This window comes from Priestia sp. SRI_019, from assembly GCF_057586255.1.
In genome coordinates, this window is record NZ_JBYCZN010000010.1 from 21,109 (window position 1) to 47,668 (window position 26,560).

Annotated in this window: 35 protein-coding genes and 1 tRNA gene; 12 read left to right on the top strand and 24 right to left on the bottom strand. The window is 31.1% G+C overall.

The window, feature by feature from the left end; translation table 11 throughout:
• Positions 1-268: 268 nt before the first annotated feature.
• Positions 269-592, top strand: a complete 324-nt coding sequence (locus AC2YJL_RS25840; RefSeq protein WP_456318495.1) for a hypothetical protein — start codon at positions 269-271, stop codon at positions 590-592.
• 103 nt (positions 593-695) lie between these two features.
• Here AC2YJL_RS25840 and AC2YJL_RS25845 read toward each other — a convergent pair whose 3' ends face one another.
• The 15 genes from AC2YJL_RS25845 to AC2YJL_RS25915 all read right to left on the bottom strand — a co-directional run bounded on the left by AC2YJL_RS25845 (position 696) and on the right by AC2YJL_RS25915 (position 10,689).
• Positions 696-923, bottom strand: a complete 228-nt coding sequence (locus tag AC2YJL_RS25845; protein WP_098325109.1) for a helix-turn-helix domain-containing protein — start codon at positions 921-923, stop codon at positions 696-698.
• Positions 924-1,820: 897 nt separating this feature from the next.
• Positions 1,821-2,438, bottom strand: a complete 618-nt coding sequence (locus tag AC2YJL_RS25850) for a hypothetical protein (protein WP_098366512.1) — start codon at positions 2,436-2,438, stop codon at positions 1,821-1,823.
• A gap of 160 nt (positions 2,439-2,598) precedes the next feature.
• Positions 2,599-3,003, bottom strand: coding sequence for a hypothetical protein (locus AC2YJL_RS25855; RefSeq protein ID WP_487375063.1), 405 nt, complete (start codon positions 3,001-3,003; stop codon positions 2,599-2,601).
• 60 nt (positions 3,004-3,063) lie between these two features.
• Positions 3,064-3,468, bottom strand: a complete 405-nt coding sequence (locus AC2YJL_RS25860) for a hypothetical protein (RefSeq protein ID WP_487375064.1) — start codon at positions 3,466-3,468, stop codon at positions 3,064-3,066.
• A 22-nt stretch (positions 3,469-3,490) separates the two neighbouring features.
• Positions 3,491-4,246: a ParB N-terminal domain-containing protein gene (locus AC2YJL_RS25865; protein ID WP_487375065.1), complete on the bottom strand. Its 756-nt coding sequence runs from the start codon at positions 4,244-4,246 to the stop codon at positions 3,491-3,493.
• A gap of 107 nt (positions 4,247-4,353) precedes the next feature.
• Positions 4,354-5,640, bottom strand: coding sequence for a replication protein (locus AC2YJL_RS25870; RefSeq protein WP_487375066.1), 1,287 nt, complete (start codon positions 5,638-5,640; stop codon positions 4,354-4,356).
• A gap of 889 nt (positions 5,641-6,529) precedes the next feature.
• On the bottom strand, positions 6,530-7,021 hold the full coding sequence (locus AC2YJL_RS25875) for a hypothetical protein (protein ID WP_369361744.1): 492 nt from the start codon (positions 7,019-7,021) through the stop codon (positions 6,530-6,532).
• Positions 7,021-7,278: a hypothetical protein gene (locus AC2YJL_RS25880; protein ID WP_369361745.1), complete on the bottom strand. Its 258-nt coding sequence runs from the start codon at positions 7,276-7,278 to the stop codon at positions 7,021-7,023. The genes AC2YJL_RS25875 and AC2YJL_RS25880 overlap by 1 nt, the downstream gene beginning before the upstream one ends.
• Before the next feature lie 292 nt (positions 7,279-7,570).
• On the bottom strand, positions 7,571-7,888 hold the full coding sequence (locus AC2YJL_RS25885; protein WP_369361746.1) for a helix-turn-helix transcriptional regulator: 318 nt from the start codon (positions 7,886-7,888) through the stop codon (positions 7,571-7,573).
• Positions 7,889-8,012: 124 nt separating this feature from the next.
• Complete coding sequence (locus AC2YJL_RS25890; protein WP_155404447.1) at positions 8,013-8,171, bottom strand: hypothetical protein; 159 nt, start codon at positions 8,169-8,171, stop codon at positions 8,013-8,015.
• A gap of 194 nt (positions 8,172-8,365) precedes the next feature.
• A complete protein-coding gene (locus AC2YJL_RS25895) occupies positions 8,366-9,073 on the bottom strand; it encodes an N-acetylmuramoyl-L-alanine amidase (RefSeq protein WP_369361747.1) in 708 nt (235 codons plus the stop codon).
• 42 nt (positions 9,074-9,115) lie between these two features.
• Complete coding sequence (locus AC2YJL_RS25900; RefSeq protein WP_369361748.1) at positions 9,116-9,670, bottom strand: N-acetylmuramoyl-L-alanine amidase; 555 nt, start codon at positions 9,668-9,670, stop codon at positions 9,116-9,118.
• Positions 9,671-9,711: 41 nt separating this feature from the next.
• Positions 9,712-9,782 (bottom strand) — tRNA-Cys (locus tag AC2YJL_RS25905).
• Positions 9,783-9,860: 78 nt separating this feature from the next.
• A complete protein-coding gene (locus AC2YJL_RS25910; RefSeq protein ID WP_336064557.1) occupies positions 9,861-10,076 on the bottom strand; it encodes a hypothetical protein in 216 nt (71 codons plus the stop codon).
• 46 nt (positions 10,077-10,122) lie between these two features.
• The gene (locus AC2YJL_RS25915; RefSeq protein ID WP_336064556.1) at positions 10,123-10,689 is read right to left on the bottom strand and encodes a sigma factor-like helix-turn-helix DNA-binding protein; all 567 of its coding nucleotides are present in this window, start codon (positions 10,687-10,689) and stop codon (positions 10,123-10,125) included.
• Positions 10,690-10,962: 273 nt separating this feature from the next.
• Between AC2YJL_RS25915 and AC2YJL_RS25920 the strand changes: the two genes are divergently transcribed.
• Entirely contained in the window at positions 10,963-11,265 is a 303-nt protein-coding gene (locus tag AC2YJL_RS25920) for a hypothetical protein (RefSeq protein ID WP_336064555.1), read from the top strand.
• Positions 11,266-11,327: 62 nt separating this feature from the next.
• Here AC2YJL_RS25920 and AC2YJL_RS25925 read toward each other — a convergent pair whose 3' ends face one another.
• The 3 genes from AC2YJL_RS25925 to AC2YJL_RS25935 all read right to left on the bottom strand — a co-directional run bounded on the left by AC2YJL_RS25925 (position 11,328) and on the right by AC2YJL_RS25935 (position 12,949).
• The gene (locus AC2YJL_RS25925; protein ID WP_336064554.1) at positions 11,328-11,660 is read right to left on the bottom strand and encodes a hypothetical protein; all 333 of its coding nucleotides are present in this window, start codon (positions 11,658-11,660) and stop codon (positions 11,328-11,330) included.
• A 38-nt stretch (positions 11,661-11,698) separates the two neighbouring features.
• Entirely contained in the window at positions 11,699-12,625 is a 927-nt protein-coding gene (locus AC2YJL_RS25930) for a S8 family peptidase (RefSeq protein ID WP_369361749.1), read from the bottom strand.
• A 78-nt stretch (positions 12,626-12,703) separates the two neighbouring features.
• Complete coding sequence (locus AC2YJL_RS25935; RefSeq protein ID WP_197227322.1) at positions 12,704-12,949, bottom strand: glutaredoxin family protein; 246 nt, start codon at positions 12,947-12,949, stop codon at positions 12,704-12,706.
• A 229-nt stretch (positions 12,950-13,178) separates the two neighbouring features.
• Between AC2YJL_RS25935 and AC2YJL_RS25940 the strand changes: the two genes are divergently transcribed.
• From AC2YJL_RS25940 to AC2YJL_RS25975, 8 genes are all read left to right on the top strand, one after another.
• Entirely contained in the window at positions 13,179-13,391 is a 213-nt protein-coding gene (locus tag AC2YJL_RS25940) for a hypothetical protein (RefSeq protein WP_197227319.1), read from the top strand.
• Between the two features lie 188 nt (positions 13,392-13,579).
• Positions 13,580-14,278 carry a phospholipase A2 family protein gene (locus AC2YJL_RS25945; RefSeq protein ID WP_369361750.1) on the top strand — a complete coding sequence of 233 codons (699 nt, stop codon included), beginning with the start codon at positions 13,580-13,582 and terminating at the stop codon, positions 14,276-14,278.
• A gap of 465 nt (positions 14,279-14,743) precedes the next feature.
• Positions 14,744-15,082 (top strand): PadR family transcriptional regulator, encoded by a 339-nt coding sequence (locus AC2YJL_RS25950; protein WP_369361751.1) that lies wholly within the window; start codon positions 14,744-14,746, stop codon positions 15,080-15,082.
• Complete coding sequence (locus AC2YJL_RS25955) at positions 15,079-15,936, top strand: permease prefix domain 1-containing protein (protein WP_369361752.1); 858 nt, start codon at positions 15,079-15,081, stop codon at positions 15,934-15,936. Before AC2YJL_RS25950 ends, AC2YJL_RS25955 begins: the two co-directional genes overlap by 4 nt.
• A 343-nt stretch (positions 15,937-16,279) precedes the next feature.
• Positions 16,280-16,636 carry a mediterrocin family bacteriocin gene (locus tag AC2YJL_RS25960; RefSeq protein ID WP_369361753.1) on the top strand — a complete coding sequence of 119 codons (357 nt, stop codon included), beginning with the start codon at positions 16,280-16,282 and terminating at the stop codon, positions 16,634-16,636.
• A gap of 73 nt (positions 16,637-16,709) precedes the next feature.
• Positions 16,710-18,686, top strand: coding sequence for a DUF1430 domain-containing protein (locus AC2YJL_RS25965; protein WP_369361754.1), 1,977 nt, complete (start codon positions 16,710-16,712; stop codon positions 18,684-18,686).
• Complete coding sequence (locus AC2YJL_RS25970) at positions 18,683-19,291, top strand: ATP-binding cassette domain-containing protein (protein WP_369361755.1); 609 nt, start codon at positions 18,683-18,685, stop codon at positions 19,289-19,291. The genes AC2YJL_RS25965 and AC2YJL_RS25970 overlap by 4 nt, the downstream gene beginning before the upstream one ends.
• Positions 19,288-19,743 (top strand): hypothetical protein, encoded by a 456-nt coding sequence (locus AC2YJL_RS25975; protein WP_369361756.1) that lies wholly within the window; start codon positions 19,288-19,290, stop codon positions 19,741-19,743. Before AC2YJL_RS25970 ends, AC2YJL_RS25975 begins: the two co-directional genes overlap by 4 nt.
• Before the next feature lie 357 nt (positions 19,744-20,100).
• Here the strand turns inward: AC2YJL_RS25975 and AC2YJL_RS25980 are convergent, their stop codons facing one another.
• The 6 genes from AC2YJL_RS25980 to AC2YJL_RS26005 all read right to left on the bottom strand — a co-directional run bounded on the left by AC2YJL_RS25980 (position 20,101) and on the right by AC2YJL_RS26005 (position 24,100).
• On the bottom strand, positions 20,101-20,736 hold the full coding sequence (locus AC2YJL_RS25980; RefSeq protein WP_369361757.1) for a hypothetical protein: 636 nt from the start codon (positions 20,734-20,736) through the stop codon (positions 20,101-20,103).
• Positions 20,729-21,367 carry an ATP-binding cassette domain-containing protein gene (locus tag AC2YJL_RS25985; protein WP_455842807.1) on the bottom strand — a complete coding sequence of 213 codons (639 nt, stop codon included), beginning with the start codon at positions 21,365-21,367 and terminating at the stop codon, positions 20,729-20,731. The genes AC2YJL_RS25980 and AC2YJL_RS25985 overlap by 8 nt, the downstream gene beginning before the upstream one ends.
• A 21-nt stretch (positions 21,368-21,388) precedes the next feature.
• On the bottom strand, positions 21,389-22,120 hold the full coding sequence (locus AC2YJL_RS25990) for a DUF2705 family protein (protein WP_369361759.1): 732 nt from the start codon (positions 22,118-22,120) through the stop codon (positions 21,389-21,391).
• Positions 22,110-22,829, bottom strand: a complete 720-nt coding sequence (locus tag AC2YJL_RS25995; RefSeq protein WP_369361760.1) for a WxPxxD family membrane protein — start codon at positions 22,827-22,829, stop codon at positions 22,110-22,112. Before AC2YJL_RS25995 ends, AC2YJL_RS25990 begins: the two co-directional genes overlap by 11 nt.
• On the bottom strand, positions 22,819-23,580 hold the full coding sequence (locus tag AC2YJL_RS26000) for a DUF2705 family protein (RefSeq protein ID WP_369361761.1): 762 nt from the start codon (positions 23,578-23,580) through the stop codon (positions 22,819-22,821). The genes AC2YJL_RS25995 and AC2YJL_RS26000 overlap by 11 nt, the downstream gene beginning before the upstream one ends.
• Before the next feature lie 85 nt (positions 23,581-23,665).
• Positions 23,666-24,100 (bottom strand): DUF2712 domain-containing protein, encoded by a 435-nt coding sequence (locus tag AC2YJL_RS26005; protein WP_369361762.1) that lies wholly within the window; start codon positions 24,098-24,100, stop codon positions 23,666-23,668.
• A gap of 816 nt (positions 24,101-24,916) precedes the next feature.
• Between AC2YJL_RS26005 and AC2YJL_RS26010 the strand changes: the two genes are divergently transcribed.
• The gene (locus tag AC2YJL_RS26010; protein WP_274583246.1) at positions 24,917-25,051 is read left to right on the top strand and encodes a hypothetical protein; all 135 of its coding nucleotides are present in this window, start codon (positions 24,917-24,919) and stop codon (positions 25,049-25,051) included.
• Positions 25,052-25,210: 159 nt separating this feature from the next.
• Entirely contained in the window at positions 25,211-26,335 is a 1,125-nt protein-coding gene (locus AC2YJL_RS26015; RefSeq protein WP_369361763.1) for a hypothetical protein, read from the top strand.
• Positions 26,336-26,560: the final 225 nt, after the last annotated feature.

Sequence of the window (26,560 nt, forward strand, 5' to 3'; positions counted from 1 at the left end):
ATGCTGCAATATATGTATAAATTCAAGATTTTTTATGCAGTCTCCCTTCATTTACAATGCTCATAAGCGTTTGTATGTATGGGAGGTATGAAATAATGTATACACAATAAATTGAAAAAGCGAACAAGCCTGTGTATGTCAAAGGCGTGTTTTTGTAACACCTACCGAAAAGAGTGGTTATGTAAACTAGCTCTGCACATGGTATACACTTTTAAAATGTCTTATATTGTATGATAAAAAAGAAAAATAAAATTATGAAAGAGGTAAAATGATGTCCGTAACGTTTTATATAGCAGATAGTAAAGAAGAAGTTAATGATGCTGAATATGGTGTCTATCTAGAAGACGAGGTACATGATTATTTATGGGAGAAAGCAAAAGATAATCGTTATGAATTTGAATTATTACTTAATTTAGATCCATACGATCATAAGCAATTTAACGTACATGAGGTAAGAAGGTTAAATCGAATATGTGAAATTATTTTAAGTGAGTATAAAGAGCCTTTTGTAATAGAATTTGTACAAGAATTACATAACTTGTGTATTAACGCGTTAGATAAAAACAAGCTCATATTTGCACTTGGAGATTAATGTCTTTGGCTATCTATAATACCTGTTATGTAAATTAATTTTATTAGACAATAAAAAAAACCTTCATGTTCTGATGTAGTAGTTTTTTTGTTTTTATAAATATTTATATATTGAAGAAATCATTAGGTTGCTTATTTTCATCAATTTTTTTAATAGCATCCATTACCCTTTTCAATACTTTTGGAGAGGGAGAATAATTTTTTTCATTACATAAAGTTGAAATGGTTGTCTTTGATACGTGACTTTTTTTCGCAAATTCTGTTTGAGTAACCCCATTCTTGTCCAAAAAACGTCCGAATTTACTTCTTTTCGGATTTTTCCACCATGACACAATCAACCACTCCTTTTTATACACATCCTTTCCTGTTCTGAATTATTTTATACGATTCTGGTTCATTTTGATTTATTTTGGTCATAATGGACAGGCTAATTCCATATCATCTATTAAGACATTAAAATACTGCATAAACACAACGAAAAAATTTAATACATATATTTAGAAGCTTTCAGAATAATGTCGATATTTTTGTCATAATCATATAGCATGAATACAGTTAAGACCGCCTTATAAACTAATACATAATGGGCGGTCTTTGTTGTGGGTATGTTATGATTTTTAATTACTTTCAAAAAAAGAAAATCCTATTTAAAGGAGAAGGACCTTCTTTACATTGATAAAAAATGATTAAAAATCTATCTTTATATTGGAATATTATTTTTTCGTTTTTTATATCTATTCCAAGTAATCATACCAAATATACACAAAAATATGATTAATAACCTAAGTTAAACCTAAGGCATTATAAGTTGAACTTGAGTTGCAAGAAGCACATTTTGATATCGATTAGGTGAACTTAATAGATTGATGGGTTTAACTAAAAACACCAAAGTTTTCGTTTAAACTAATCCATGTTGAACTAAAGATCAACTAAAACGGTGATGTGTCACCGTTATGCTATATATGTAACGCTATAGTGGTTGTAACGGGTTATGCTATAAATTTTTTTAAAACGTTATTTTATCAAACTTCATTAACCGATACATCGCTATAACGATTAATTTTTATTAAAAAAATAATTTTAATCGCTATAACGTATAAATGAAGATTGTGCTAGTGTAAAAAAAACAAAAAACCCCAGATTACCTCTGAGATTTAAAAAGTGTTATGAAATGTATTTTAGGTTTTATATTTAACTATGCAAGTAACAACAGAGGTTTTAACGTTCTCTTATGTTCTCCCAAACAAACGAGCGATAAAACCTTGTTTTTTTTGCTCCTCTAATTTATCTGTAGCAGCTGCGATAAGTTTCATAGATTCATTCTGTTCTTCCCGTTGCTCTTGAAGCATTCTTATACCTTCCATAAGCCGATTATCGCGATCCATTAACCTTTTATCCTGTTCTTCAAATTTCTTTTGTATATATGTATCACGTTCTTCAAGACGTTCTGATAATAACTTAATGAACTCAGTCTGTTTGTTAATAAGTTCTGTTTGTTCATCTATACGTTTGGACAACGCTGCCATATCACCATTATGCTGGTCATTTTGTGTCTGATTTGCTGTAACGGGTACTGCTATACCTTCTCCTTTAAGTATTGGTACAAGTTCGTTTGCAGCTTGTTCTAGCGTCATGCTAGTGTTAACTTTAGCACTAATTAGTCTTCGAACCGCCATAATGTCTTTATCACTGTATTGTCTATGACCTTGATCATTTTTACCAAAACTCCATCCAGCTCTTTCGAGCTGATATGCATACTTTCGTAAAGTAGATTCTTTTATAGCTAGCATAGCAGTCAAATCGCTTGGTGAATAATACACTTTTGAATAATTATCTTCACTCGACATAGCGACCCTCCTTTGGTTTCACTTGTTGTTTGATTCGCTATAGCAGTAGTACAATCCTTTCTATCATAACAAAATAACAACTATATAGAGTAGTGTTTTAGTTGTTGGTAATAAAAAAAAGACCTATTACAAACTTAACAATAGGTCTCAAGAAGTTCTCTTAAGTTTTGGAATGTAAAAGAGGAGAGACAATACGCTCATTTGATAGGTATGTCTTTTCCTTTGAGAATAGCTTTAATCCCATAATATTAGGATGCATCTGTACAGTGGCAGAACAATAATGTAACCCGTGATCTTCTACATTAGGAAAATCATTGTGGAGCTTCTTATTATACTCAGGTTTAAAATAATTGATTAGAGCTGCTTCCGTTGCATCTATAATTTGATTATTTAATTCCAGAGGCGGATTCTTTGTAATTTCTTGTAGTTCGAGTAGATCCTCCTCCTGACTGTCTATTTCCTCTAATAATTGTGATTTGAACTCCAATAATAGAAGGGCTAGATCTTTTTCTGGATATTCACTTAGAAGATCTGCTTCTAGCTTCTGTAACATAGGATCAGACATTAACTCTTCAGCAGGAAGGCGCTCTCCATTTTCTCTAAATGCTTGCCCAATATAAACAATCTATGTATCTAGGTAATACTTTGACTCTGTAAGGTAGACATGAAGAAGATTTAACTCAATAGGACCTTTCTCCCAACCTTTGAATACCATCGCTTTACGTGGCTTCTCATAGTCAAATTCAAACTTTCTGTGATCAAATTCTGGCATATCATCCGAAATAATAGAAATGTCCAGCGTCTCTCTGGAAGTATGTTCTCCTGTTCCAACAATTACGTCAAAACGTATATAATCTTCAAAGAATTGGACAGAACCTTCATCTATACTTAATTTGGGTATGAGTGTAGCCACGTAAATATTATATCTTCGATCATCTGGCGATAAATAATCTAGATCAAAAGGGTAGCTCATGCTTAGATGATAAGCCCATGTTTGCAGCCCATAGTCTGGCATATATTTAGTATTCATAGCTGCTTCCTTAGATAGTACGTTATTTTTGATCGTTATAGACAACCGGAACGTTATCCATTTTCATGGTTTTGGCCACAATATAACGACGATAGCCATCCTTTAAAATCTTTGTTTCTTTCTCAATCGTTAAAGGCTTGTCAAGGTGTCCTGTACGCTTCACAAATTCAATGACTTCCTCTGTTTTCACAGGGTTTGGACGTGTCTTTAAGAAGGCTTCAGGAACGATAATGTCCTCAAAACTCACGACATCCTTTGTTCCTTTGGGCTGAATAGGTTGCTGCTTCTTCTGTGGCGCAGCCTTTTTCTCTTGAACAGGTGTTTCGTTCACTTCTGGCTGTACAGGTTTCGCTTCTTTTGCTACAGGCGCTTGTTTTTCTTCCTGCTTTGTAGCTGAAACCTCTTGTTGAGCCTTAGAAACCTCCTGTTTCGCTTCTTTTTTATCGTTCGAATCATTGGCTTCTTTATCGTTTTTATTCGGGAGAACGGTAATCTGAAAGCAGATGATACCAATTTCTCCAGGGCACTCGTCAATAGGGATATCTAACGTTGGTTCCCCTTGAACTAAGATCTTTTCATGCATAATACTCTTTTTTGTCAGTCCCGTTTTGTTAAAGGCTTTCTTCGCAACAAACACGGTATACGAAATAAACGTACTCTTCTTCAGTCCTTTAGGAGCAGCAGGTGAACCTTTTTCACGCATATCAAAGGCAACGTAGCGATCGTATTCTCGTAATGGTCCTGTCGCAGATCCTGTTATTGTCATTTTATGTGGCATCGTGATCTCCTCCTACGTAGTTTTATATATTGATTATTTAGAAGTATGTTCTAAATAATAATACTCTTATTAAACATCGGCTTCCAAGGGATTTCTTCACTTTTGAATTAGGAAACTGAGCCTTTTAACTGGTCCTGTTGGTGCAATAAAGCTTGTTCCTGTGGTGTTAAGGCTTGTCCTAGATCCTGTTTTAGCTGCGCCATTTCGAACGAACTGTACGTAGAACTGTGCTCTTTGAGTAAGTTTTCTTCTTCTGGCGTTAGTTCTTGCCCTAAATCTTGCTTTAATTGAATCATTTCAAGCTGCTCATCTAGAGAAAGAGCTGGTTCTTGTGTACACTCTTTTTGCTCCTGTTCAGCTTTTAACCAATCAGGAACTATTTCCTTACGGATGATATGTTTAGGCGTAAATAACGCTACTGTTTCAGTTTCAGTATGTATGTCTGACTCAGATGATTGTTCTTTTGTATTCCCTTTAAGTAGATTCGTAAATTGATTGTAAGCAATTTGATAAACTAAACGGCACATTTCACCCAGTGATAGGGGAGTACCCTTATTATTAGCCTCATGGACATATTTATCTAAGCCTATAATGGCTGTATAAGCGACTTCATGTATTTGTTCTTTCACAATCTCAATCTCTTTATCTCGTTTTACTGCTTTTGCCGCATTTCGAATACGCGCATAAAAATCTTTTAGTTGATGACCATATTTACTTGCATACACATTATTTACTTTCTTAGGCACACCTTTGATATAAGCAAATGACTGTGAAGCAGATATTAAATGATTATTTAAATGCTTTTTAGGTAAATCAAGGTTAATAAAGGGGGACGAGGTTTTTTCGTCCTCAAAGCTTGGTGTATCAACGTTTTCGGCACTTTCTGGACTTGTCACAGGAGTTGTCACAGGAGTTGTCATTTCTTCTTGTTGAAGCGTTTGAATGTCTGTTGTATCGTGTGCAAAAAAGATTTCCTCACAAATTTGATCAAAATTCGTATGGCTTTTAAGGATAAACACATAGCTATCGGGATGAGCACCTGTTGTATCTTCTTTGATATAACGTGCCACGATCACAAATGGTGTTGCCTTTAACGATTTCACAAAGCGAGAAACGGTACTTTGGGAGACATCAAACTTTTCCATCAGTGTTTTGGAGTGAATCGCTTGAATGCCTGTGGCAACAAGGTTATAAATCACGTAATCTAACATTTCCATACGCTTTTTAGGGAATACTTTATGTAGGGCTTCTTGTTGTTGTTTAAAGTATGTACGAAGGGTTTCTAAAAACGCCTCTTTCTTTTTACGAAGGGTAGGCTTTTCTTTCCATAACCATTTAAATCGTCCGTTGAAGGTATTTACATCTGGTAAATAGCAAGTTAATATCTTGTTCATTTGTTCATCTTCTCCTTTAAGGAACACAAAAAAGACACTGTTTCCCTGAAGAAAGGAAAACAATGCCGTGATTTTGATGAACTAAGCTCTTGAAATAGATGTCAATTTCATATAAAATAAAAACATAAGTTTTATTTTATAGAAAAACTAACTCTATTAACAAGAGACTTCGACAAGTGTTTTCCCTACCGTAACTAGGGGGAACGGTTTAAGAGTGGTGGTACACTACTTAAACAGTTGAAGTCTTTTTTCTATCCGCACGTTTTTGTTAGTTTTATTATAGCGTTAACTAGTCTCATAATTCAATAAAAATTAGCAAAATATATCAAAACAAGTATTTTTAGCTACGATCCGTTTGTTATTTCTTTAGGAGTTGACTTCATCATAGCTGAATTTGTGGAATCTGGGGAGGGGTATTTTTTTACCCCTCCCTAAATAGTTAGAAGTGTGCTATAATGCTACATTTTTATAACGTTAAAGATCTGGTAATTTGTACATTTTTAATAATAAGGGTAAATAGTTATTCTGGATAGGGTGATTTTTTCTAATCCTTTTTTGGTAGATGGGGTGAGAAAAAATCACCCTATTCAATATGCTCATAATATGATATGGGTAGCTTTTAACTATAAAGGCAGAGGGATAGTTTTGGCTTTAAAGATCGTACAGGAAGTTCTTATGCTTTGTATAAGCTTCTTTAATGTCTTCTGAATAGTTTTACGCTTTTTTTATCCTTATAGGCTCACAATTGCTGTTAAAAGTGTCAGAAACGAACGATATAGTTTGTTGCTAGTAAATAAAACAAACGTGATATGTCTATTAAGATATAGGTAAGAAAGCTACTTTTACTCATTAATGGCCTTTTGGAACTTAGCTACTATAAATTCTAAGATTAATCTTCAAGTAAATGGTCCATTTCTTCTGCTGCTTCTCGTTTTCTTTTTTCCCTGAACTGCATTTTTTCTTCTTGAATCTTGTGTAGCGCAACTCTTTTGGCTTTCTTTGTAGCTTCTGTTTCATTGAACTCTGTGGGCTTAAACTTTTGAATATTTAATTGGTCGTATAAGTTATTAACTAGCTCTAGTAATATTCGAGTGTCTATTTGTGTATTCTTTGTCGTTTCTTTTACCTCACTTAATTCATCGTCTAAGTATTGATAAAATCCACTTGCTCTTTTCAGATAAGCCTGACCTATTGCGTCAATTGTAGCACCATCTAAAAATGTTTCATCGGGCTCATTATTTTTTAATCGTTCATATTTTCGAATGATATCCGCAATCGCATCCCCTGGAAAACGATAGCCTTTTTCCTTCATATGTTTATGAAGATATTCATCAGCTTCTTTACTTAAAGAAATCATTCTTCTGTGTTTGCTTGATGTCATTATTCTTCATCCTCCCCAAAGAGTTTATTGAATGTACGATCCATATTTGTCATCGCATCTGAGCATCTTTGCATGGTATCTATCGTTCGATCATACAACTCATCAATAGCTTGTTCTCGCTTTTCGACTTCTTCCATAATGGATAAGGTTTCAATTTGTTCTTTCAAAAAAGCTTGTCGAGAAAGACCTTTTTCTTTGGCTAAACGATCTACTTTACTCACAGCAACCGGACATACATTTCTCACTTTAATCTCCATGTTTGTTCTCCTTTTCTGTGTTTTTATTGCATCAACATAAAAAACGTAAAAAACATCTTGAAGAGCATAAGGGGTTTTTGCCCCCACAGTATGTGTGGGGCTAGGCAGAGCCTAGCTTCACCGTGATACCACGAAAGTTGCTTAGGTGCACACCTTAAGGTTACTTTCTGAGTATATAGTGTGGATATAAAGTCCCCTTACCAGGTGACTTATCGTGTATATTCTGGTGATATGAAGTCTCTCTAAAGGTCACGTCAGTTTATCAAGGTTGAAGAAGTTTTCTTGGTGATTCTTACTCTAAATGTTGAAATTTTTTAACGGCTTCTTTTATGGAGGATACACCTAATTTGTGTATGATATTTTGTCTTTGAGATGTGATTGTCGCTTCTTCTTTAGACAGAATTAACTGCATTTCCCGTCCAGAATATCCATCTAAAGCAAGCTCAAAAACTTGTTGTTCAGCAACGGTAAATTGATTAAGAAATACTTTTTCTTTCAGGGTTTTGCATTCCTCTTCTACACGTTTTAATCGGGCTACTTCATCCAATAAATCAGATGCTACACTCAAAATATGTTCAATTCCCATTGAAAGTTTTTCACTTTGATTCATGATAAGGCCATCCTGTTTTTTGAGGGCAACCCATGTTGTAATAGAAGTCCGTTACGTACTAAGTTTTAACATGAGGGTGCTTCCTTTCGCAGAGGAAGCACCCTTTTATTTTGTTTAATTTATGTTACTTCTTTGAATCTTTAAAGAGTTCTTTTTCCAGAAGTTGAACAAGAAATTCTTTTTTGCTCACACCTTCTTCAATACACCTCTTTGCAAATTCTTTGAACAATTCTTCGGGAATGTCAGCATTTAAACGCTTAAATCCAGACGGTGTTTTAGTCATATAATCCCTCACACTCTTTAAATGAAAGTCACTCATTTGAGTGACTTTCATTTATTTTAAAGGATATAATTACCAAAGTCAACAACTGTATTTTATCTATATTTTAGCCATTAATGGCCTACAATAATTGTTCTTTTAATATTCAAGCAACATGAAAAAAAGCCGTAAGTTGGGCAAAGACTGAGACGTATCATTTAGACCATCGGAATAATAATAGGGTGACCTATTCGTAGCACAGTTGGCTCAACTTCAGGATTTGCATATTGGAGTTGCTTCACCGTAATATTATATTTTTTTGCAATACTATAGAACGTATCGTTAGCTTGAACCACATATAAATTGCCCTTTTTTGAAGGTAAATCTAAGTATTTAGCAATTCCACGTGCATGCGCCTCGCCTAATTCGTTAAGAAAACTTTCTTTCTTTAGCTTATCAGCATCTATAGCTGTATCGATAAACAGATTCTCTGTTAAAACAGCTGACATTTTCGTTTCACGAAGTACCGCATAATTAGCTTTTTTTAGTCCACGATCTACTATAGATCCATATGTCCTTATTAATTCTATAACTTCTGTATGAAGAGCTTTTTGTAAAATGAATGTTTGATTTAAACCTGTAGTTGGATAAGTATAAGTTTCAAAACCTGTGCCTCCTCCAGCATTAACGTGTATAGAAACAAAAATGTCTGCTCCCCAAGAATTAGCTCGTTTTGCACGATCAGATAGCGAGACAAAAACATCTGTTGAGCGTGTCAGTTCGACTTCAACATTTTGATAATTTTGTTTCAAATAGGATTGAATATACAGTACTAGCTGTAGTGTAATATCCTTTTCTCGTAAATTATTTCCTACTGCACCTGAATCAAATCCTCCATGGCCTGCATCTAGCCATACTTTTTTCATGTGAATTTCTCCTTTTAAATATAATCTAGAAAGGTCACTGGATTACATTGTTTCAAAACCTAAAAATCCTCCAATTCCTATTGCGTATGCTTCCCCTAATTCTTTTAAGAAACGTTCATCATTTAATAACTTAAAATCATTATCGATACATAAGTGGTTGAAAAGCACGGACGACATAGATACTTTTTGTAACATTTCATGATTTATTTTCCTTAAATGACTACCTACCATATATAGTTTTTTTCTAACTAACAGTTTGTTAATTTCATTGTGCAAACACTGCTGGAGTTCTTGATTTATTTTGGAAGCTTCTAGGCCAATAAAACTTTCAACACCTAATCCGTTACTTTGGTTTAGGTGAATGGAAATAAACATATTAGCTTTGAAACGCTTAGCTATTTTAAGTCTTTCTTTCAATTTGACAGTTACATCATTTTCTCTAGTTAATCTCACTCTAATTTCATATTGTTGTCTTAAAAAATCCATTGCATAAAGAGCTATTTTTAATGTAATGTCTTTTTCTCTGAGTTTGCTTTTTATTGATGTAGTACCATAATCTTTTCCACCATGCCCTGGATCTAGAACAATTTTATACATAGAAATCACATCACCCTTTTAAAAGGATTATTTTAATATGAAGGTGACAGCCGGATTTGAACCGGCGATTAGGGTTTTGCAGACCCATGCCTTACCACTTGGCTATGCCACCATGCTATAAATAATTAAGTGTGATAAGATAGCAAAAATAAACCTTTGTATTAAAAAAGTTGCCAAATGGCCAACTTTTTTAATAATACTCGTCATTCAATAAAACGTCGAAAAAACCAGGAGTCTCATCAAATTTGTTACTAAATACTTTTTCAACAATTTTCAAGCGTATTTCTTGTGCTAAATCCTCTCGTTCTTCAGGTGTTGTTCTACTTAAACTTTTATAAATATGTCCTTCAAATTGATTAATGATTTCTTCTGCCATATTCAAATATAATTTAGAATTAGTTTGCATAAGCGTGCAGTTTCCTCCTTAATATTAATTAATTTTCTAGCTTTTACTAAAAAAAGGACCTTAACTTTCGAATGGCTTTTCGATGTGTATTACAGACATTTTGAGTAGTTGAATTCGTTAATTTTGCAATTTCAGCATTCGTTAAATTTTCAACATATATATATTCTAAAATTTTAAATTGATTTTCTGTAAGACTTTTAAGTCCTCTAAGTAGATTTTGATTTTCAATAAGATTATCAAGAGACTCTCCTTTTTCAAGTGGGATTTGAGGTTGGGGATCTACTAGATAATCTTTTCTAGTTGATTCATGATCATCTCCCATTGGTTGATCTAGAGTTAATAAAAAACGAGTATTTAGTTTGCGAATTCGCTTATCGTAATCGATTGAGAAGAATTTAATTAAACTGCTGTAGAATTTAATGTTTCGAACTTCTTGAAAGTGCTTCTTAAACGCTTTGTCCACTTCTAATTGATTTTGTTTAGTTGGATAGAGAATGTATTTAATGAGAGGTTCATAGTTTTTATCATCGTTGAGAAATCCTTTAATGAGAGGTTTTTTTAAAGATTTTTCATGTTTCTCAAAGAATTGTTGAATTGTTTGCTGCTTGTTCATCGCACACATTCCTTTCTAGAGGTTTTAGTAAAACTTACTTATAAAAAAGCTATACCTTACTAAGTGAAATCAACTATACCATTATAAACCATAAATAGAACAAATGTTCCTATTTTTTATTTTTAGATAATTCAGATTATTATACAGGTATAAAGGTTTTATACTGGAAAAACATTAGGTATTTGTTATTATTTTCTTTAACGCTTTGGTTGTAATCGTCATACGGACTGAATTTTTATGTATAATTTGGTAAGGTAGGAAAGGGGTGATATTATGAATAGCCAAATCCAAAAAGAGCAAAGAATGGGTAAACCTATTGTTTTGACGGTTTGCTTAATTGTAGCTACGATCATTGTCTTCCTAATCTCTAGAACATTCCCAAATATGGATCTATGGATTAGTATCGTTTTATTGTCAATAATAGACATTGGATTTATAATCTCTTTAATTTTAGGAGTTCGTACTAAAAAAACGAGTGTAGTATGGTTTAGTATCTTGGCCAATGGCGTATTCTTTATTCTTTTAACCATTCTAATTTTCTTATTAGCAGTTGCAAATGGGATTTCAGAGCCTTAAAAAGTAAATCTAATAAACGATTAGAAAAAAGAAGGCCTTCTTGTAAGAAGGCCTTCTTTTCTTTACTTAGTATTTAATTCATTACAAAGCAATGCTGTTACTTTATTTTCATTCTCATAAGTCCTACAAAATGAGGATATACCCAAAGAGAATAGTTCTTTCAGTAAATAAGAATGTAGAGAATCAATTGCCCAAACAATAAGAGGAAAAATGAATTGTTCAATACTGGAGGCTTTTATCTCCTTACTATTCTCCTCTCTTAATTTTTCTTTAATTAAATAGATAGTTTCAGCAGGAAGTCCTTTTTGTTTCGCGTAGAGTTGATCAAATATTATTTTATTATTATTTATAGATAATGAACCTTTAATAACTCTTAGCTTTAGTTCTGTGTCCACATATAACACCCTCTTCTCTTTAGAAATAAATGAGATATTTATTTTAATTGAATAAATCCATTTCCCACTTGGTTTATAGAGAACTTTTCTAATTTAAGCGAGTGCATTAATAAATAATCATATACATACATAGGGATTAAATGATGTTCAACTGACTTTAGTGTTTTAATAATGAGGGCTGCCGCACCGGCTACAAATGGCGCTGCCATTGATGTACCAGTTAATTCTACATAATCACTGTTCAAGTGAGTAGAAAGTATATTTTCTCCTGGGCCAACAAAATCTAAGTTTACATTTGTATTAGAGAATTTAGAAGGTATCTGATTTTCTGAGATAGATCCAATTTGAATAACTTCTTTGTAAAATCCAGGGTATGAAATTTCCACAGTGTTGCTGTTTCCATCTCCTTCATTTCCAGCTGCAGCTATTAATACAATTCCTTTTGAACGGGCGTACTTTATTGCCCTATGAAGTTCATCGCTTGTTTCTTTTCCACCCAACGATATATTCATTACACTAACTTTTTCACCTTTTGGCCCTGTCCAATCAGCAGCATGCTTAATTCCTTGAATTAAACTTTCAAAACTACCTCTACCTTTATGATCGATTACCTTTATAATTAGCAACTGACTTTTAGGAGCAACCCCCACAACTCCCTTTCCACTATCTGTAGCAGCAATAATTCCCGAAACATGTGTGCCATGACCGAAATAATCATTATATATTTCTGGATTACTATCATCATCGTCCGTAAAATTATATCCACCAATAATATTACTTTTTAAATCTGGGTGGTCTACCTGAATTCCACTATCTAAGACTGCTATCACAATTCCCGACCCTTGATCTGTGATATCCCAGATTTCACGTGCCCTAATCTGATCCAAATTATCTGGAATAATACTAAGTGCCTTAAATCTGTCCAAAATTTTAATAGGTTTTAACGCAAGTCCATCCTTAATCAAGCTTATCTCCCCCTTAATAAGTTAAATGGTGAAAGGAAGGAAATTATAATGAAAAAAAACCGATATAATCGGCTTTTTTCATTGGAATGTATGTTCAAATCTTTGTTCATTAAATCCAATAATCTCTTCTTTTTCTCCAGTTAAAGTGTTTTCAATTACAGTGAATGGAATTGCTGTAATTCCACGTTGTACAAGTTCGTCTGATACTTCTTTCTCTTCAGTATTTAAAGCCTCGAATGGGATATTATTCTTTGTGAACCAAGCTTTTAAATTTTTGCAGTGCCCACAATAATCATTAAAATATAAAGTTACTTTTTTATTCATTTAATACACTCCCTTATTTGATTTCCATTAAATAAGTGGAAGGATATTAAGAATATAAACCTCTTACATGATGTTTCTTACAAAATAATTTAATTAACAGCTACGTTTTTTTAATTCGATAAGAACTTTTAATTGCTCTCATGGATTTATTTTTTTTATTTTATTTCACTTATAAATATAGGAGCTAACTCTGCTCAGATAAGACCTATTAATTAATGAGGTGAAAGGTATGAATACAATTGAAGATAAATTTAAAAGATACAATGAAATTAAGATGGATCTTTTAAAGATGGCCAAATATCTTGACTACTGTGATGAATCCCAAAAAGAAATGTACCAAAACATTTGCGTTGAGTATTCGAAAGAATTAAAAGACATGAAAAAGTCATTAGAATTACTATATGATGTAAGTATTTGTGGATGTTGTTTCGAAGATAAATAATTAATGATAATGTTCTTTGAATAAATAAAAATACTTAAATGCCTTTATTTCCCCTAAGTAGCAGGGGATTTTTTATTTCTAAAAATATTTTTATTACATTGGTTTATATTTATTTACTTTAATCACTTGTATAGGTGTAAGCAGAAAACGTTATTTTGCTTAAATCAATCCTAAAAGGAGAAGATAATATGGTTATTAAAGGACGCGTAGCAAAGGCACCAGAAATTGAGACACATTCATTAGATGTCTTAGAACAACCAGACGTAAAGAAGGCTATTGCTTATTTAGAAGGTAAAGTACAAATTAATGAGCAATATGAATTTACTACTTTTAATAGTGAATATTACGACGAAGAGACGGGGGTCATTGTTGAGCAAACGACTACTTACGTGAAATTAAGTGAAGAAGCTCACCTTCGTGTTATTGCAACAAAAGCTAAAGATGGAAATGAAATTTTTAACGTAGCTGCTATTTATCTTGGAGAAAAAGATGGGGTTCCTCGAGTATTTACAACAAGCTTTGAAAAAGGGGAAATCTTATATGAAGTAGATCGAGCATACGATGCAGAAGAGTTTGAAATCCCTCAAGAGGAGTCTGACATTGAACCTCATATTGCTTATCTTGATTGTGTATGGGGAGGCTCTTGTTGCACACTGAGTGGTAAAAAATACAAATGGTGTGGAGCTGGATGCGGATCGGGCACGCCTATTAACTCTTTAGATACATGCTGCAAATGGCACGACAATTGCTATAAGACTAATACTAGTTATCCTGCTCGTTGTGGATGTGACCGTGTTTTAAATGCGTGCGCTGATGGCACAGGCGTATCTGGATCTGGTACATTGATTGCTGCCTTTATTGCTAAAATGGCTTGGAAAGGCTGCTAAAATAAAAAATGAGAAGCACATGATGTGCTTCTCATTTTTTATTTTAAATCCTAAACAAGAAAGTTTCTATTTATAGATAATAAAAAGTAACTATACCTAATGTATACCATATATAGAGCTAGTTTACACAAGCTTGATTATGTTTAGTTTTACTTTCCACTATATTGTTAAGTAAAACTAATAATTTTAATAAAATACTTTAATATTTATACAGCAGATTATAATGAATAGAAAAAGTTATTCATTATAATCATATTGGATTACAAGATTTATTTTTAAAGATATATGTACATAAATATGGTCAGACTAATAGCGTCTTCCCCCTATTCCAATAAATTCGAAAAACCTTAGCCTGTATAGGCAAAGGTTTCTTTTTTGTGAAACTAATTCTAAATTTATACTCAATTTTGATAATACCTTGTATTAAAGGGTATTATTTTTTATAATTTCATAGAGGTGGATAAATTGGAAATTAGCAGAGAAATTTTAAAGGGACATATTGATACGCTAATCTTATCACTACTGCATCAACGGGATATGTATGGTTATGAATTGGCTAAGATTGTCCGTGAGAAGAGCAAAGAACAATTTGAATTAAAAGAAGGGACCCTTTATTTGTCTTTAAAGAGATTAGAAAAAAACAATTGGATTTCTTCTTACTGGGGAGATGAACAAGGTCCTGGTGGAAGAAGAAAATATTATAAAGTCACATCATTAGGTAAGCAAAGCTTTGAAGAAAAGCGTTTAGAGTGGCAATTTGTGAAGAAAATGATGGATTCTTTTTTATGGGGAGGCACTAAGTGAAGAGAATAGAAAAATTTGTGGATTCTATGTATCTGAATGTACAAGGAGATCAACAAGAAATCCACGAGCTAAAAGCAGAAATGGAAAATCACCTGTTGGAAGCAGTTCATGAATTAAAAGCGCAAGGAAGAACAGAACAACAGGCTATTACAATAGCAATTAAACGTTTCGGTGAAGAAAAAGAAATACGCGCTGTGATTGGACAATTGTTTGAAATACAGAAAGTATTCGCAAAGCGCACCCTATACATAGCAGTAGTATGTTTAATCGTAACAATGTCCAGCTTTTATTTTCTTTGGAAAGTGGAAGAATCAACGGCTCAAGGAATATCTGACACAGATTCATTGATATCCTATGAGTTGAAAGATAAAAATGTGATAACCAGAGACATGAAAAGAAAAATAGAAGCTTTAGTAGAAGACACAAACTATGTTTCTGGGGTTACTATTTATAAATCAAAAAATATAATAAGTCGTTCTGGCGAAAATTATATTGAATATCACTGGAAGGGAGTACAGCCAGATTTTCAATATCAAAGAACCATTTGGGCTCCAAAATGGTTAGGAGCAGACTTTCACACATCTGGAAATGGTGATGAACAATGGTTCGTTTCAATAGATAATAGAAGCTTTAGTCAATTAGAAGTCATTGTCTTATTTGTGGGAATGACTATTTACTGGACTCTGTTTACTATTTGGGCAATTATCAATGCCTATCATCAAAAAAGGTTAGGAACTGGATGGATTTTTATGTTTGTTTGCTTCAATATTCTAGGTTATTTAATTTATTGTTTTACAGGAGGGAAGAACTGTTCGACTACAGCGAATCAGAGCTCTTTCAATGATTATATTTAAATGACTTTTTATAGAAAGTATTTAATAAAGAACAAAAGAGGACAGCATATTATGCTGCCCTCTTTTTTAATAGGTTATTTGATACGCCACGTCAAATATTAAAAACCTTAATATTTTAACATTTTATATACTGTTCTTAGAAATCTAAATTCATTTCTCAATGTCACATATCCTACACCTTTATAATTAAAGACTAGTACCAGTAATTTAATAATAGTATAGACATACATATAATCTTTTTAGTAATAAAATCCCAATAGTTATTGACTATTTTTATAATTATATGTAAAATTTAACACTGTTTCATATAATTATAAAAAAATAACTATTTATGGAGGTTTTTATGAAAAACAAAAAGTTCAAAAAAATTTATTTAGGTGCTGCAACTTTAATGTTAGGAGCAGGAGTACTACTTCCTAGTACAGCTAGTGCTTACAGTAGTGGTTACTATCAATATAGTAGTGGGCATTCCTTTAAAAAGGCCTGGTCAGTTGCAGATGATTTTTATACAATGAAATACGGATATAATACAGCCTGGATAAATGAGGATTTCGTACACGCTTATCATTCAGGAACGCATGAAGCCATACTAGAGAATGACAATGGGGCCTACTCAAAAGAATCAAAGACAAATACGTGGGCAAAATTAGAAGTTAGACACGCTGGAACTAAAATTATGTATGGTATGCTTTTCAATTAATAATTACATATACCTTTAAAAAATTGCTTTAAGGCAGTTAAGTGCTTTCCAACTGTATTGTGAGGAGATAGTTATGAAAATTTTTAAATTTGTTATTTCTTTTATAGTTATTTTTATTGGGATGATGATTATAGGTGAAAGTAAAATATTTCAAGTAGACAATTTCTATTCAGAATTCACAAGCACGACTCTATATTTACAGCCAGATACTATGGAAAAAGAAATGAAAAAAGATATAATTAACTCTGCCCAAAAGAATCAAGTTGAAGTTTTTTCATTTAAAAGATTTCCTCACAGTACATATAATATAGAAATTAATATTTATGGGACTTCTAATGTAAAAGAATATTTAGAAGAGCACTTAAACATTATGAGTAAAGAATATAATAGTATCTTTCTAGGTAATATAAATATTAATTTCTCTAATTTAAATGATATAAAGGATATTAAAGATGTTCATGACTTTTATGTTATAGGTAGTAAAAGTAATATTCATGAATTCAAAATGGATTTAATAGATAAGTATGCAGGTAATCATCCGCAAGAAGGATATAAAAACAATGATATTCGAAATACTATTCTTACTATTTGGTTCCTAGTCGCTGTCGTTATATTATTGTTGACGTTTTATGAAATTAATAAAAATAAAAAAGAATTGTTAGTCAGAATAGTAAATGGTGCAAAGATATCTAATATAGTGCTCAGAAATATATTGTTGGATTCATTAGTACTAATAAGTTTATTTATTATAGTGTTATTATTGTTGAAAAATTATACAAATGTTTTTTATAGATTTGATATATCGTTGACCTTCTTTTTATTAATTTTATTGCTAAATTCAGCATTATACCTTAAAACGTACTTTCTTAATTTAAAAGAAGCATTCTCTAACATTAAGGGTTCTCATAAATTGTTATCTGTGAGCTATGCTTTAAAGTTAATTACTGCGATTGTCACTACTCTTGTTATTTCAAGTAATATAGCCATTATGTTTGATTCTTATAGTTTATATAAACAGAAGAGTTTTTTTAAACACTATAGTGATTATTATTACACAAGAATAAATTATAAAAATATCCTTGAAAGTAATGGTGAAAATGAGAAATTTGTTTCTTCAATCGATAAAAGTATAGCAGTACAAGATAAATTTTATAAAAAGTTCTTTCAAAAATTTGATGCGACACTTCTTTCTAAAACGTTCGATATAAATGACAATGAAGGTATCATAGCAAATAAGAATTCTTATCCCTATTTATCAAGTAAGATAAAATCATTGAAGTCAAAAAAATTGAATCAAGATTATTATTTCTTAGTTCCTAAAGCTCTATCTAATACACTAAAAGAACCAGAGTTAAACGAAATGTTGAGTTTCTATGGTCGTGGTGTTAAAAAAAGGGCTAACGATGTAATTTTTTACGAAGATAATATAAATTTAGTTAGTATAGACGAAAATCTTCCATATTACAGTAAAATAGCTAAAAATCCTATAATTTTATTCTTAAATGTGGATGAAAAAAGGGAAAGTAAACAACTGAATAGTCAACTTGATCTAAGCTATTCTACTGATATTATGTACAAAATCTCTGAAGGTGCGTTTAATACTTTTATTAAACAGAATGATTTAGAGAACCAAATTGTTACTGTAACGAATGTTTGGGAGAATTATGAACATAAGTGGAATTTAGCAAAAAGATTATTAATAATAAATTTTATTTTTAGTATGTTAATCCTGTTTCTAGAAGCTACAGTCATTTATTCCATTATCAAAATGGAATACGAAATAAATGCCATTGAACTTTCTATAAAGAAAACCCTGGGTCATAGTGCTTTTGGAAGAAATTTAAAGTTGATTTCTATCACAATAATAACTTTTTTAGTAAGTATAATATCTACAGTGTTAATCTCTAAATCACTAGATATTCATAGAATTCCTTACTTAGTAATAGGAGGAGTTTCAATATTATTATTAGAGCTCCTAGTAATCTTCTTTTATATTAGGAAGGTGGAAAAAAATCGCATACCTAAGATATTAAAAGGTGGAAACTTATGATTGAAATTAGAGGTTTAACAAAAAAGTTTGAAGAAAAAGTAATCTTTGACAAATTTGAACTAAAAATTAATAAAAAAGATTTCGCTATATTTTCTGGACCTAGTGGATGTGGTAAGACAACGTTACTTAATATGATTGGTGCCATTGAAACGTTTGAAGAAGGTCAAATATTTGTAGACGGTATAAATATTATGAACTCTAAAGAGCATTTAAATTATTTCAGAACAAAAATAGGTTTTTTATTTCAAAATTTTGCTTTGGTTGACAATAAAACTGTGAAAGAGAATTTAAAACTTATTCATAAGAATAGCCGGACGAATATATCTATTGAGTCAGCCCTACAGACTGTGGGTTTGCAAAACAAATTAAATAAAAAGGTATATACATTATCCGGCGGTGAACAGCAAAGAGTAGCTCTCGCTAGACTAATGCTTAAAAAATGCGATGTTATCTTAGCAGATGAGCCTACCGGATCTCTTGACAAAGCTAATGCAGAGAAAGTACTTAACATATTAAAAGAGTTAAACGAGCAGGGTAAAACAATAATACTTGTTACTCACGATGAAAACATAAAAAAACAAGGTAATAGGATAATAAACTTATGACAAAAAGAAAAAAGATAATAATACTACTAGTATCAGTTGTTATTGTAATAAATCTTGTCCCCTATCTAATAAACACCTATAGATATGCTGATTTTGTTAAGGCCGTACCCATGGATAAAAAGTGGGAAGGTCACGTAAAATCTGAAAACGGTTATGTATATTTGGTTCAAAAACCACCTTATTTGAGTTTTGAAGGATACCTATCTATCAATAAACATGTTATCAAAACTAATGAACAATTTTCTTTAATTATTTGGCCTTTAGTTCTAGGTGGTTATGAGTATGGTTTCAGGGTACAAAAAAATGGCGTAGCGCATGAAATCTATATTGATAAGAATATGGAACCGACAAATGAAAATGAGGATATAGAAGGTTCTAAACAGGTTGTAGACCAAAATAAAAAAGAGCTAGAATTGTTGTTTGAAAAAGCTAATGGAATGTTTAGCCTATAAATTTTTTAATGGATTCACGTGCATCCTTAAATATTAATGAATGAGAACGAACTAAAAAAGGATACAGAAGTCAATATAGTAAATAAATTTTTTTCCTTTATAAGGAACTGAAACAGGTTAGAATAAACCTAAAAGATTGCCTTATATAATCCTACAGAAAGAAAATAATAGTTTTAAAAAGCAGTTTTAATGAATTAAAGCTTTAATTGGCTAAAATTAATTTGAAAACAAAAAAGGTTAAGCATTTCGCTTAACCTTTTTGTTAATTTTTCTTAAACAAGAGTTATAAGATGAAATTAAACAAATTTCTGTAATAGTGCATATTCACTTCTGCACATTAATTAACTTTTATAGTCTTTATTTTTCTTCTAATTTACCCTTATAGTGGAGTACGACAGGATGATCATTACTTTCATGTTCAGTAATTTGAATAAACATTAGGTTGCCTTTATATAAATTAACATTATTTTTATCTTGAGTTTTCAAATCAAAGCTCTTGTTTATTGTGCTCATATCCTCAGATTCATATATATAAACCTGACCACTATTAGATTGACTTACTAATTCATAACGCCCTGGAGGAAGTTCTTTTCCAAGCAAATAGAAGCCAGTATGATCTACAGTATATTTATTAGATTTGTCTTTATGCAATTGTTGAAACTTAGATGGCGTAAATTTTAACTTTCCATGTCCTTCGATATCTTGAGAAGTATTATCTTGAACTGGGTAATTTAGTATACTCTCTTTTTTCTTTACAGATATATTGTTATATTTGATGCTTCCTGAAGTGCTAGAAACATCATAGTATCCAGGTTTTATTTCTTTTCCTGCTGTATATGTACCAGTAGATAATGTAATTTCTTTAGCAGGATTATCTACTGTATTACGGTTTTTTAAATCTAACTTTATTTTTGAAAAAAACATACTATAAACCAACAGGAAGGCTAAAACCAGCACAATAACAATAAATATACCTCTTTTAATATTAGTCATTATCTACAATTTCACCACTATTCATTATAATTTTTTTATCAGCTAATATGGTTAAATCTTCTTTATTATGACTGGCAATTACAATTGTAGCTCCTCTATCCTTCTCCTTTAATAATAGATTCCTAATAGAAGTAATACCTTCCTCATCAATTGCGTTTGTAGGTTCATCAAGTAAAATAATATCTGGCTTTTCAAATATTGCTTGAGCTATACTTAAACGTTGTTTCATTCCCAATGAAAATTTTTTCACTTTTAATTTACTAAGGGGATCAAGCCCAACACGTTTAATTGCCTCTTTAATATCCTCATCTGATGCAATATTCTTAATTTTCGCTAATATCTTTAGGTTTGTAAAAGCATCATATTGTGGTAATAAACTTGTATTCTCTATGATTACACCTATACTTGGTGGGAAAGATATATCCTCATGCAACTTCTTATTATCTATTAGTATACTACCTTCTGAAGGGCGTATCAGCCCGGAAAGGGCCCTTAAAAGCATAGTTTTCCCTGAACCGTTTCGACCATACAATCCATAAACCATGCCAGTGTCAAACGTGTAATTTATATCTTTAAGTACATATTGTTTTTTTATTTTTTTACTTAAATTTGAAGCGATAATAGTTGTCATTTTATTCCTCCGGTTAAAAAGTTAATAGAAGTCTTTTTTCATTATCTTTTGCAAAGAGAGACAGATTATAGTAGATATATACAACACTAGAAGAGGAATTGCATAATTAAGCTCTATAATAAAGTCTTGTTGATTGATAATATCCGTTCTTAGTCCCATCATAAAGTTCGGTATTAAGAAGTATAACAAATATTTATAAGCCCTATAATCAAAAATTAATCCTGCTAATAAGATAGAAAATACTACGTAAATATTTACAATTAAAAAAGCTATTTGTGGTGATATATATAGCTCTAATCCTATTTGAAGCAATATTAAAGTAAGCATTGTTATATAATAAATTAACAAACTTTTGAACAGTAAAAGCCATTCTATAGAATGTAAATCATGATCAATAAATAACATAGTTAAGTAGTAAATAGAAGTTTGTATTATTAAAATAAATATTATTTTGATAGCAATTGATCCCATAAATCTTAGCAAAAACATCTTCTTATTATAGTTACGCACCAATATGTATTTCCCAAAACCATGTATTCTATCGTATAAGTCTCCTGAAAAATATAAACTTACACTGGAAAATACGATGTACCACATGATCATCAAAGGATATGATGTTTCAGTAGGTATTGCTATCAAATACGAAGGTATATGTCCCCATTGATTATAAAAAGAGGAGAAAAAAGTAACAAAGCTATAACTCTGGAAAACACATGAAAAAATCAGTATGAAATTCCTCATATTATTTCTCATAAAAGATAATATCCTTTTCCTTAAAAATAATATGTCCTAAAATCAAGATGGCTACCAGAAGTCCTAATTGCTTTAAATAAACGAATAGAGCATCATAAATGTCCCAAGTTTTTGTTAAAAATCCTTCATATAAACGGATATCTTTAATTGGTAGCCATGGTAAATAATCTCTTAAAAAATAAGTAGAACTAATTAAAATGAACGTAACCATTACCCCTAAAACATAAGAATGTATTTTGTCCTCAATAATTTTCTCCAATATACCAATCCAACTAAAAAAGAAAAAAATAGATATTTCGTTTAAGAATGTTATTAAATAGAACCTTTCTTTCATTAATAACGAGTGTTCTATAAAAATAATGGTCAAAAGGATATTTATTATTGAAATAGATAAAGAGAACCAGAAAGCTGACATTAAAATATGTACTGATCGTTTTACATAGAAATCTGTTCGACTTTTATGTAAAACTACAAAAGAAGGTTCTTCCTTCCTTAATCCTAAGTTCATAAACAAGAGAAAAAGTAAAGTATAATAAATTGCATAGGCACGCTGAGAGTTAAAGCCTTGCCAACTGCTATTCATATATACTAATACATCTTTTTGTACTGTATTAATAAACGTACTATTTTGCATAACCCAGAAGAAAGCTAAAAATAGGGTAAGCAATAAGAAAGAAACAATAAAAAGAGATTTATTACTATAATTCATCTGTTTTCTCCTTATAAATATAAGCCACAATAGTAATGATAAAAAGGATAATAAAATTAAAAAGCCACGAAGAAATTACATAGTTATAATCGTATTCTGTAAACGGCTGCATGACCATAGTTATAGTATGATTGGGAAGAGCTACAAGAATAAACCATATAAAAAAGGCTAAGGGATATGTATACTTACGATCCGGAAATATCATGGAGATACTTAATCCTAATAACCCTGCCAATCCTGTAAAGAAACTAACGTTTATTAAAAAAATAACATTTATTAATAAAGGATGTTGCTGACTAAAACTAAATAATTCATTTTTAGGATTATTCATTTCCAATAGACCACTAGATTCATGTCCATTACTATTTACTATCCATGCCAAAATTAAGTTGATTAGCAAAGCTATAAACATCACTAGAAATGGAATCAGAAAAGAGCTATAAAAATTGTTTAGCAAATAAGCTCTTTTTCCTTTTCTAGAAATTATTAAATTATTCACCCCTGTTTTAACGTCTTGTATATAGGAATCTGAACACAAGATTAATGTATAAATTGGCAGGAACCAAAACAAAAGAATTTGTGGTATATGTCCGGCGGACATTCCTGTTAATACAAACGAAAGATTTGGGTTTAAACCTAGTTTCCATTGTGCTTTAACTAAAATTAGATCTAAACAAGGAAGTAAAATGATAAACCAAAAGATAGATATAGATTTTTTGTCCTTATAGAACCTTAATATATTACTCTTCATTTTATTCTCCATTCTTTTTAAAAGTAACAATATATAAATACTAAAATAAAATGCCCTCGTACGAGGGCATTTTATTTTAGTATTCCTATCGTGTTTCTTCGTCCCAATAGCCTTCAGCAATGTATGTATTAGTATTGTAATTGTTATTCTCTGCGGTTAAAGCTACGTCGTGTTTATTAGCTATTTTATATGTGGGGTTATAGTACTCATATCCCTCTAACACATCAACTGAATTGGTTGCTCGAGATTTAGTTTTAGATTCTGTCATCCAAAATCGAGTAATAGTCTTTCCACCGGGCTCATTGGAATAAGTCATACCAACTTTCCAGGGATTACGTGTATCATCCGTTTGTCTATATTTGTATGCAGTATATGAGTTCTTTTGAAGAGTTTTGATAGTAAAATAATATCCATATTCATCATCAGATGCTGATACAGAAGAAGGTATGATAACAGCTCCTAAAATTCCAGCTGCTAAAGCTATTTGTAGACCTTTTGAATTTTTTAACTTTTTAAGCACTTGGCTACCTCTTTTCAATGTAGTAGATAATAAATTGTTAACTTAACCCTCAAGTAATTAACATTAATATAAAAACCTACATTGAGCCCCCTTCAATAACAACTATATTGTTACTTTTTTGGGTTTAAAAGTCAACTTTTTTCATTATAGCAAATTATCAATACTAAAGAAATGAATTATTGTAAAAAATTATCATAAAAAGGTGGAATATAGAAAAAAGAAAAAACTATTATAACAGTAAGTGATTTAGTAGGAAGAATACCATTATGTAACTGTTAAACGTATTGAAGAATAATTTGTAAAAAATGGATTTAAATTAATAACTTGGACGCAGAAACATCAAGTCTTAAACTACTTTTCCTATTTGATTCTCAATTGTTTGAGGGGTTGGACAGTCGATGATACTATAGATTCTGTTTTAGTTATAACATCCTTCTATAAACTGACAAATGGATGATTTTGTGGCAGAATAGTCTAGATATTACTATAATAGACTTCCCTTTTTTTAATATAGGATGAAAAGACTTGATACAGGCATTATCATAGAGAAAGACTTTGTGGCTAAAAGATTGATATATTTTGGACATATTCTCTCAAAAATAATTATAAGAGCTTGATTAATTGGTGTTTATAAACCTATATTAACTCCAATTTAATTAGTTTATAATTTAATAAAGTATTTATATTTTATAATAACCATGTTAGAGTTGGTTGGAAAAATACTTCTTTGATAATTAGAACGGAAATTTATCGAGTAAACGGTAAGTTATTCCATGTACATATGTAAATAAACTGGTTTCAGAAGGAGTGAATTAAATGCATAAAATTGCTAAAGATTTGGTAGAGACTCTCAAATTATTTTTGTTGTTAGTTACTGCAGTAAGTACAGCAATAATAGCATACAGGATAGATGATATTATTGACTTGTTAGCTGTATTAGTAAGTAAATGACTAAACAGTAAAATAAAAAAACTAGCTGTAAAAGGCTAGTTTTTTTATTTTACTGTTTTCATAACTCATAAAAACATGTACACTGGTAAAGGGAATTACATTTTTATGGTATTTTTGTTTTTATTTAACTTTATAGTTATTAAAAGGAGGTAAATGTGTGTGAAGTCAAATGGTATATTTTGTAAAAAAATTACTATTATTGCAGTAACTATATCATTATTTGGACTTTTAGATTTGTCAAAAGCTCATGCTGAAGTAAGTAATCAAAATTCATTGGATAAAGAATTGTCTAGTGAATCTGTACAATTAGAAGTTAAAACAAGTTGGATTCAAGATAATACTAAAGATAATAAAGACCAAAAGTTCGAATTAAAATCTAAGGTAGAATCTAAAACTGTACCGCAAGATGATATAGAAACAAAATTCATTCATAATAATGGAAAGCCAATAGATACCAATGTTATAGAAGAACCGGGAAACAATCATTTGTACGCAATATATCAAACTGAATTAGATGGGAAACTTTATGAGGAATATTATTTCACAGATGTTGATGGAGATAATGTGTTAAATAATGAAGAACTTTCTGAAATGAAAAAAGATGCATTGGAAAATACAAAGGAAATTAAAAATGGTTCTGAAAATTTTATTAATCAATTAGAACGAGATAATAATAGTGAGTCATCAAAATCTTCTTCTAATTCTTTAAGTACGATGGCAGTAGCTTCTCAACCAAAAGGTGGCTATTATAAAACGTATTCTTTTAAATTCTATCAGCCTATTACTCATCTTCAAGCAGGTACATATACATCAACAGTACATTTATTAAGAAAATCTTCGTCGGCCAATATAAATGGAAAAACAGGGTCAGTATGGGATATTGATTCATTTAATGAATATGAATCGAAACATTTTAGAATTAATCAATTAACAACTCGCAATGATGTTAACTATGGTGCAGAAAAACTTGTATCATATGGACCCTTTGATGATGCTGGCTACAATGTATCCGTTAATCTTTCTGGTATAGTTCCAAGTAATCCTTGGTCGTTTTCGGTAGGTTCAGTCATAACAAATAATGTATCTTCTACAGCTAATAAATATGGTAGATGGATATGGACTCACACTTCCGATTATATGCAAAATCCGTTTGTAACTAAACCAGGTTTACGTGTGACTAATACATCAGGTAGTTTTGCAATTAAAACTAGTCACTCTCTTCATGTAAGTTATGGATCTACTCATGGGACTGGTGTTATTACAACAACTGTCCCAGATAGATAAATTATTACTATATGGTTTGCTACAATTTTACTGCCTGTCATTTAAATAAAAGAGGTTCCTTTTTTCAAAAGGAGCCTCTTTTATTTGTTTCTCTTTCCATTACTTTATTAAAATCATTCGTGAAAGTATACCGTTGCGAACAAAAATAAAATTAAATTAGCGAACGGTTTCTGATGTTCCTTTAAGTATAAAAGTACTATTCGAATACCTTTAATTTAAAACACA